Origin of the sequence: Methylophaga sp. UBA5088 (genome assembly GCF_002414625.1) — a bacterium.
Taxonomy (GTDB): Bacteria; Pseudomonadota; Gammaproteobacteria; order Nitrosococcales; family Methylophagaceae; genus Methylophaga; species Methylophaga marina.
Genome location: NZ_DIAC01000040.1, coordinates 29187 through 36197 on the forward strand (window position 1 = coordinate 29187; position 7011 = coordinate 36197).

9 protein-coding genes are annotated in these 7011 nt (G+C 41.8%); 6 read left to right on the plus strand and 3 right to left on the minus strand.

Features of this window, described 5'->3' with window-relative positions:
* Positions 1-506 (plus strand): LysR substrate-binding domain-containing protein (locus tag B4K20_RS05725; RefSeq protein WP_289282201.1); only part of this gene is annotated, 506 nt, incomplete at its 5' end.
* Here B4K20_RS05725 and B4K20_RS05730 read toward each other — a convergent pair.
* Positions 488-1024, minus strand: a complete 537-nt coding sequence (locus B4K20_RS05730; RefSeq protein ID WP_289282202.1) for an SCO family protein — start codon at positions 1022-1024, stop codon at positions 488-490. The genes B4K20_RS05725 and B4K20_RS05730 overlap by 19 nt on opposite strands.
* A gap of 142 nt (positions 1025-1166) precedes the next feature.
* On the opposite strand from B4K20_RS05730, the gene murJ reads away from it, so the two are divergent.
* A complete protein-coding gene (gene murJ / locus B4K20_RS05735; protein ID WP_289282203.1) occupies positions 1167-2708 on the plus strand; it encodes a murein biosynthesis integral membrane protein MurJ in 1542 nt (513 codons plus the stop codon).
* Between the two features lie 48 nt (positions 2709-2756).
* On the opposite strand, the gene B4K20_RS05740 is transcribed toward murJ, so the two are convergent.
* Together B4K20_RS05740 and fnr are read right to left on the minus strand one after the other, a co-directional pair.
* Complete coding sequence (locus B4K20_RS05740) at positions 2757-3437, minus strand: OmpW/AlkL family protein (protein ID WP_289282204.1); 681 nt, start codon at positions 3435-3437, stop codon at positions 2757-2759.
* A 116-nt stretch (positions 3438-3553) separates the two neighbouring features.
* The gene (fnr, locus tag B4K20_RS05745) at positions 3554-4303 is read right to left on the minus strand and encodes a fumarate/nitrate reduction transcriptional regulator Fnr (protein WP_289282205.1); all 750 of its coding nucleotides are present in this window, start codon (positions 4301-4303) and stop codon (positions 3554-3556) included.
* Positions 4304-4400: 97 nt separating this feature from the next.
* Between fnr and hisB the strand changes: the two genes are divergently transcribed.
* From hisB to hisF, 4 genes are all read left to right on the plus strand, one after another.
* Complete coding sequence (gene hisB, locus B4K20_RS05750) at positions 4401-4994, plus strand: imidazoleglycerol-phosphate dehydratase HisB (protein ID WP_286305950.1); 594 nt, start codon at positions 4401-4403, stop codon at positions 4992-4994.
* A 53-nt stretch (positions 4995-5047) separates the two neighbouring features.
* The gene (gene hisH, locus B4K20_RS05755; protein ID WP_289282206.1) at positions 5048-5689 is read left to right on the plus strand and encodes an imidazole glycerol phosphate synthase subunit HisH; all 642 of its coding nucleotides are present in this window, start codon (positions 5048-5050) and stop codon (positions 5687-5689) included.
* A gap of 26 nt (positions 5690-5715) precedes the next feature.
* Complete coding sequence (gene hisA / locus B4K20_RS05760) at positions 5716-6465, plus strand: 1-(5-phosphoribosyl)-5-[(5-phosphoribosylamino)methylideneamino]imidazole-4-carboxamide isomerase (protein WP_286305952.1); 750 nt, start codon at positions 5716-5718, stop codon at positions 6463-6465.
* Between the two features lie 8 nt (positions 6466-6473).
* On the plus strand, positions 6474-7011 hold a 538-nt coding region (hisF, locus tag B4K20_RS05765), incomplete at its 3' end, for an imidazole glycerol phosphate synthase subunit HisF (protein WP_289282207.1).

Genomic DNA, 7011 nt, shown 5'->3' on the forward strand with positions numbered 1-7011 from the left:
GCGGTAATATTGACGTTGCGGTATTAGCATTTCCATACAACACACGTGGTCTCACACATAGAGAGTTTGCCAAAGAATCCTTCTGGATAGCGCTGCCTAAGAACCACCCCTTAGCTGAGAAAGAAGAATTAAAAGCGAGCGATTTACCTACAAACGAATTGCTTTTATTGGCAGAAGGGCATTGCTTGAGGGAGCACGCACTAAGTGCATGCCAATTGCCTGCATCCGCTCAACGAAAGAGTGTACAAGCGACAAGTCTATATACACTGATTGAAATGGTTGCCAGTGGGTTGGGTATTACACTTATTCCAGACATGGCCGTTAATTCAGATATGGTTATTCATTCTGAGATTTGTTTAGTGCCCCTATCGGCAGATAACGATCAGGCTTTAAGAGAGATCGGCCTGGTCTGGCGACCAAGCTTCAGAAGGACCGCGACGTTAGAACAATTAGCGAAGACTTTTTCTGATGCGCTCGCTGATACAAATTATTCACTACGTGCATAAAACTCGCGCAATCTGAAGAAAACATGCTGTATAGCAAGTGATGTAAATGGAGGTTTAAATACAGCATAGACACGACCTTGTGGATCGACTAGATAAATATAGTGTTGCTGCTCGACTTTATTACTGTTCTGATAACTTTCCGGTTCCAGGTATAAAAAATCAAAACTTCTAATAACAGAATGAATAACATCAGCAGAACCACTATAAAGTTGTAGTGAGCTTTTAGGTAATGCAGAACTTTCGCCCTGATTATCGAAATTAATGAGTAAGAACTGGACTGTAGGCCCAGCAAATAAACGTTTAAGGTTTTGCATCACATCAATGACAACATCACATTCTGGCTGACAATGTGAGTGCGTAAAGTAAATAAAGCTCCAGCGACCATCGAAGCTGACATTCGTCAGAATCTGATTTGACTGACTATTAAGAACAAACTGAGGTAGTGTTTTAGGAGGTGAAATAAGAAACGGACGTAGCTCATCAGGAATATCTCGCCTATCTGGTTGCGAAATCTCCATTCGACTCACCCACAAAACTAAAATAATCAGGGTAATAGCAAGATATAACAGCAGAAAAGCCTTAGAATTGACACTTTTAATTGGCTTAAACATATAACATCTAACCTTGAATAGCCGGATGAAACCCTGTTGTGAGTAAAAAATGAGCGAGAAACTCTTCAAGTCTACCGCAGTTGTCAGTGTGATGACTTTTTTATCCCGGATATTGGGGTTTATTAGGGATATTGTCATAGCCAGAATGTTTGGCGCGGGCCTGGGAGCAGACGTATTTTTTGTCGCCTTCAAAATACCAAACTTTTTAAGACGCTTATTTGCAGAAGGGGCTTTTTCGCAGGCTTTTATACCAGTTCTTGCTGAGTTCAAAGAACATGGAGATAAACCTTTAAAAGACTTAATTGCCCAGACAAGCGGAACGTTGGCTGTAATATTAACGATGATTACAGCAATAGGGATAATTGCCGCACCGGTCATCATCATGGTGTTTGCACCCGGTTTTATTGAAGATCCAGTAAAGGCAGATTTAGCTGCAGATTTACTGACGATCACATTCCCTTATATCTTCTTTATCTCTTTAACTGCACTTGCAGGATCCATTCTGAACAGCTTTGGCAAATTCGCCATCCCCGCATTTACACCGGTTTTTTTAAATATTTCATTGATTAGTACCGCAATATGGTTATCACCTAATTTAAGTGAGCCAGTGACGGGCTTGGCCTGGGGGGTCTTCATAGGCGGCCTTGTACAGTTTATTTTTCAATTACCTTTTCTGATAAAACTTGGATTATTACCTTGGCCAAAATGGGGATGGAAAAGTGAGGGTGTCAGAAAAATTACCAGATTAATGATACCCGCGATGTTTGGGGTATCAGTAGCACAAATAAATCTTCTATTAGATACCTTACTTGCCTCGTTTTTAGTGACGGGCAGTATTTCCTGGCTGTATTACTCAGATCGTCTTGTTGAGTTTCCATTAGGCGTTTTTGGCATCGCTTTGTCTACCGTCATTTTGCCGAGTCTTTCTAGAAAACATGCGGCCAAGTCGACAGAAGAATTCTCAGACACTATCGACTGGGCCTTACGCTGGGTATTTCTAATTGGTACACCAGCAGCGATAGGGCTTATTTACTTGGCAGAACCACTACTAATGACCTTGTTTCAATATGGCGAATTTACGGTGATGGATTCACATAAAGCTTCATTGAGTTTAATGGCTTATGGTTTGGGACTGTTGCCATTCATATTTATTAAAGTATTAGCGCCAGGTTATTACGCGAGGCAGGATACAAAAACTCCCGTGAAGATTGGCATTATTGCGATGATTAGTAATATGGCATTGAACGTCGTACTGATGATCTATCTTGATCATGTTGGTTTGGCATTAGCAACAGCACTGTCTGCCATGCTGAACGCGGGTTTGCTATATCACGGACTGAGGAAAAGATCCGTTTATACCCCCAATTCAGGCTGGGGTAAATTCTCATTAAAGTTAGTCATTGCTAATAGCAGTTTGTTCGTTTTTTTACTCCTACTTAATCCACAACACAATGAATGGGTAATATGGGATGCATGGCAACGAGGCGGACATTTATTCGGTCTGATCGTTGGTGCTGCAGTCATTTACTTCACTTTTTTACTCGTACTACGTATCAATCTAAAAAGTTTAGTCAGGCCAATAATGAGATAAAAAAAAGGCCCTCCGAGGAGGGCCAAGCACTACGAGGACATAAATTTCTTAGAAGCGGCGTCCGATACCAATACCCCAAACGAATGGGTCAATATCGGCATGAATTTTAGCTTTTTGAATTGTTCCACCTGCAATATTTGTGAAGTGTGCTTCAGTATCAATATCAATATATTTGACATCAAAGTTGACAAACCAATCATCATTTAAAGCCACATCCACACCAGCTTGAGCTGCTAAGCCCCATGAACTATCAAGTTTTACTTTTGACCCGGGTGTATCTAAAACATCACCGGCAACTTCTTCATCAAAGAAATAAGTATAGTTAACACCTGCTCCGATATATGGACGAATGTTTGAGTCAGGCATGAAGTGATATTGCAGCGTTAATGTAGGTGGCAATACTTTTGTATCAATAACATCACCCAATGCAGACCAGTTTTTTTCACCTTTCACTGTGTGCTCTGAATACCCTAAAATTAATTCCACACCCCAATTTTTGTGGAACATATAAGTGATATCAAGTTCAGGCACTGTATCTGAGTTCACACTGACACCCTCACCACCAGCAGCACCATCAGCGTATAACTGACCACTATCATCATTAGGGTTGACGTTTATGACACGACCACGGACTAACCAGTCGCCAGCTTCATAGGCCATTGCTGGTGCAGCAACAGTAGAAAGACCTAATGTAGTAAGTAGTGCTGCAGCTAATGTTGTTGTTTTCATTTTTTCCTCCTGGGACAAACTATGTTCTGTAAGACATGGTTTGAATTTTACGGAGGTGTGGACTTAATGCATTGACCTGGATCAATAAAGCGAGCGCTTACCAATTTTTCCCAAGATTAACCGCATAATGCTTTTAATTTTTCAGCATCACGAATAGAAATCGACTTATTATGAATGTCGATCAAGCCTTCTTCTTGAAAACGAGAGAAAAGGCGGCTGACGGTTTCTACAGCTAAGCCCAGATGATTAGCGATATCACCACGGGACATACTCAGTTGAAATTCACGTGCAGAAAAACCCCGATCTTGGAAACGACGGGAAATAGATAATAAAAATGTCGCTAATTTTTCTTCAGCGGTTTTTTTGCCAAGCAAAAACATCAGGCTTTTATCACCTGATAACTCCTTACTTAAACGCGACATCATCTGCACTTGCAGTTGAGGCATATTTGCGCCTAGCTCTTGCAACATATCAAAAGGTAATTCACAAACACTGCTGCTTTCTAAAGCCTTAGCATTCGAACGGTAGGCTTGTTCGTAAATGGCATCAAGGCCAACAAACTCACCTGGAAAATAAAATCCGGTGACTTGCTCCCGACCATCGACAGCAGACACCGTAGTTTTAAATGAGCCTGAGCGGACAACATAAATAGAATTGAACGGTGTTTGAGTGCTGAATAAAGGCTGACCACGTGAGTAACTCTGACTACGTTTAATGATTTTATCTAATTGAATCAGGTCATTATTATGTAAACCAAGAGGCAAACATAATCGATAAAGTGAGCATTCCTGACACGCAAGATTATGCTCATGTTCAACTTTGGCGAGGTCCTGAAATAGGGGGGTAACGTTGCCTAACTGAGTCATTGTTAATCCTGTGTTGTGAACATCGACTATAATAACGCTTCAAACCCTTGTTCGAAACAGTTATTATCTCTTTTTATTATTAATTTCAGGAACTCAAATGACCACTCGTAGCGCGTCAGTTGCGCGAAACACGCTAGAAACACAGATCGAAGTATCAATCAATCTGGATGGAAGCGGTCAATTCAATGCCGAAACCGGTGTCCCATTTTTAGATCACATGATGGATCAAATTGCTCGTCATGGTTTGTTTGATTTATCGGTCAAAGCCAATGGTGACTTACATATTGACGCACATCACACTGTTGAAGATGTCGGCATTACGATAGGTCAAGCGCTGAAGAAAGCCTTGGGTGATAAAAAAGGGGTTGTTCGCTACGGACATGCCTATGTCCCCTTAGATGAGGCTCTGTCTCGAGTGGTACTCGATCTCTCTGGTCGTCCTGGTCTCGAATTTGATGTCACATTTACCCGCGACAAGATTGGCGAATTCGATGTCGACCTGTTCTATGAGTTTTTCCAGGGCTTAGTGAATCATGCTGGTATGACTCTGCACATCGATAATTTAAAAGGCCGCAATGCTCATCATATTGCTGAAACCATATTTAAGGCATTTGGTCGTGCATTACGAATGGCTGTTTCACTGGATCAGCGCGCACTGGAGCAATTGCCTTCAACCAAAGGTGCTTTATAATCCTTTATTAAGAATTATTAGCCAATAAAACTAAGTAAATAAACAGGTTTAACATGCATCACATAGCAGTGATTGACTACGGCATGGGTAATTTACGCTCAGTATCAAAAGCACTGGAAGCAGTTTCTAATAATGCCTCTGTTGTTGTCACATCTGACCCTAAAACCATTCTTTCTGCCAGTCATGTTTTATTTCCGGGTGTCGGCGCAATTCGTGATTGTATGGCGGAACTCAAACAGCTGGAATTAGAAGACGTTATTTTGCAAGCAGCACAAGAAAAGCCTTTTCTAGGTATCTGCTTGGGTATGCAAGCATTGCTGTCGCATAGTGAAGAAAATAGTGGTGTGGACACGCTGAACCTTTTTTCAGGTAGCGTTAAATTATTTCGACCTGATGCTTCAGTGAATGGCGAAAAATTAAAAGTGCCGCATATGGGCTGGAACCAAGTTCATCAAACCTGTTCACATCCTTTATGGAAAAACATAGAGCAAAATAGTCGTTTTTATTTCGTTCACAGTTTTTATGCTGAACCCATAGATAAAGCAGTCATTGCAGGTACTTCAGCTTATCCAGATGATTTTGCTGCAGCATTGTACAAAGATAATATTTTCGCTGCGCAATTCCATCCAGAAAAAAGCCAACGTGCTGGACTGCAGTTATTAGAAAATTTTGTAAACTGGGACGGTCAGTCCTAACAGACATCAACAAACGGAGTAAGAATATGTTGTTAATCCCTGCCATTGATCTCAAACAAGGTCACTGCGTGCGCTTGCGTCAGGGGCGAATGGAAGATAACACGGTATTTTCAGAGGATCCTGTTGCAGTTGCTCGGAAATGGGTAGAAGCAGGGGCGAAAAGACTTCATATGGTCGATCTTGACGGTGCATTTGCAGGTAATCCGGTCAACGCTGACGTCATCCACGAAGTTTGCAAAACATTTCCTGACTTGGATGTCCAAGTTGGAGGTGGTATTCGTGACGAGGAAACCATTGAAACCTATCTTCATGCTGGTGTTCGCTATGTCATTCTTGGAACAAAAGCGATTAATGCACCGCATTTTGTGGGTGATGTCTGTGCTGAGTTTCCAGGGCATATCATTGTCGGCCTGGATGCAAAAGACGGTAAAGTAGCCATTGATGGCTGGTCAAAATTGTCTAATCATGACGTTATCGACATCGCTCAACAATTCGAACAAGATGGCGTTGAAGCCATTATTTATACTGACATCAGCCGGGATGGCATGATGCAAGGTTTCAACCTCGAATCAACGCGTGACTTAGCTCGAGCTATTCAAATCCCAGTGATTGCTTCAGGTGGTGTCAGTTCATATGAAGATATTGAATCGTTATGTGCCTGTGAAGATGAAGGTGTGATGGGTGCCATTCTCGGCCGTTCTATATATGAAGGCAGTATTGATTTGAAAAAAGGTCAGGAGATGGCTGATAAATTAAATCCGCCTCTGGAGTTTTAAATATAACCATGTCTCTTGCAAAACGCATTATTCCTTGTCTTGATGTTGATGGTGGACGTGTTGTTAAAGGTGTCCAGTTCGTTGATATAAGGGATGCTGGCGATCCGATTGAAGTCGCTAAACGCTATGATCAACAAGGTGCTGATGAAATCACCTTCCTTGATATTACCGCTACTCATGCTGAACGTGACACTATGGTTCATGTGGTTGAAGCCGTAGCCAGTCAGGTCTTTATTCCATTAACCGTCGGCGGTGGAATCAGAACGGTAGAAGATATTCGTCGCATGCTGAATGCCGGAGCCGATAAAGTTGGCATCAACTCAGCAGCTGTTAACAATCCAGAGTTTGTTCGTGAGGCGGCAGAAAAGTTTGGCTCACAATGTATTGTCGTTGCTATTGATGCAAAAAAAGTCTCTGCTGAAAACGAAACTGATAAATGGGAAATTTTTACCCATGGTGGACGAAAACCTACAGGTATTGATGCCGTAGAGTGGGCTAAAAAAATGGTCGAGTATGGTGCGGGTGAGATTTTATTGACCAGCATGG

What these genes read in the sequence shown, in the direction of transcription:
- hisB (WP_286305950.1), top strand. Translation starts at nt 4,401, where the DNA reads ATGACCACTCGTAGCGCGTCAGTTGCGCGAAACACGCTAGAAACACAG.
- fnr (WP_289282205.1), bottom strand. Translation starts at nt 4,303, where the DNA reads ATGACTCAGTTAGGCAACGTTACCCCCCTATTTCAGGACCTCGCCAAA.
- murJ (WP_289282203.1), top strand. Translation starts at nt 1,167, where the DNA reads ATGAGCGAGAAACTCTTCAAGTCTACCGCAGTTGTCAGTGTGATGACT.
- hisH (WP_289282206.1), top strand. Translation starts at nt 5,048, where the DNA reads ATGCATCACATAGCAGTGATTGACTACGGCATGGGTAATTTACGCTCA.
- hisA (WP_286305952.1), top strand. Translation starts at nt 5,716, where the DNA reads ATGTTGTTAATCCCTGCCATTGATCTCAAACAAGGTCACTGCGTGCGC.
- B4K20_RS05740 (WP_289282204.1), bottom strand. Translation starts at nt 3,437, where the DNA reads ATGAAAACAACAACATTAGCTGCAGCACTACTTACTACATTAGGTCTT.
- B4K20_RS05730 (WP_289282202.1), bottom strand. Translation starts at nt 1,024, where the DNA reads ATGGAGATTTCGCAACCAGATAGGCGAGATATTCCTGATGAGCTACGT.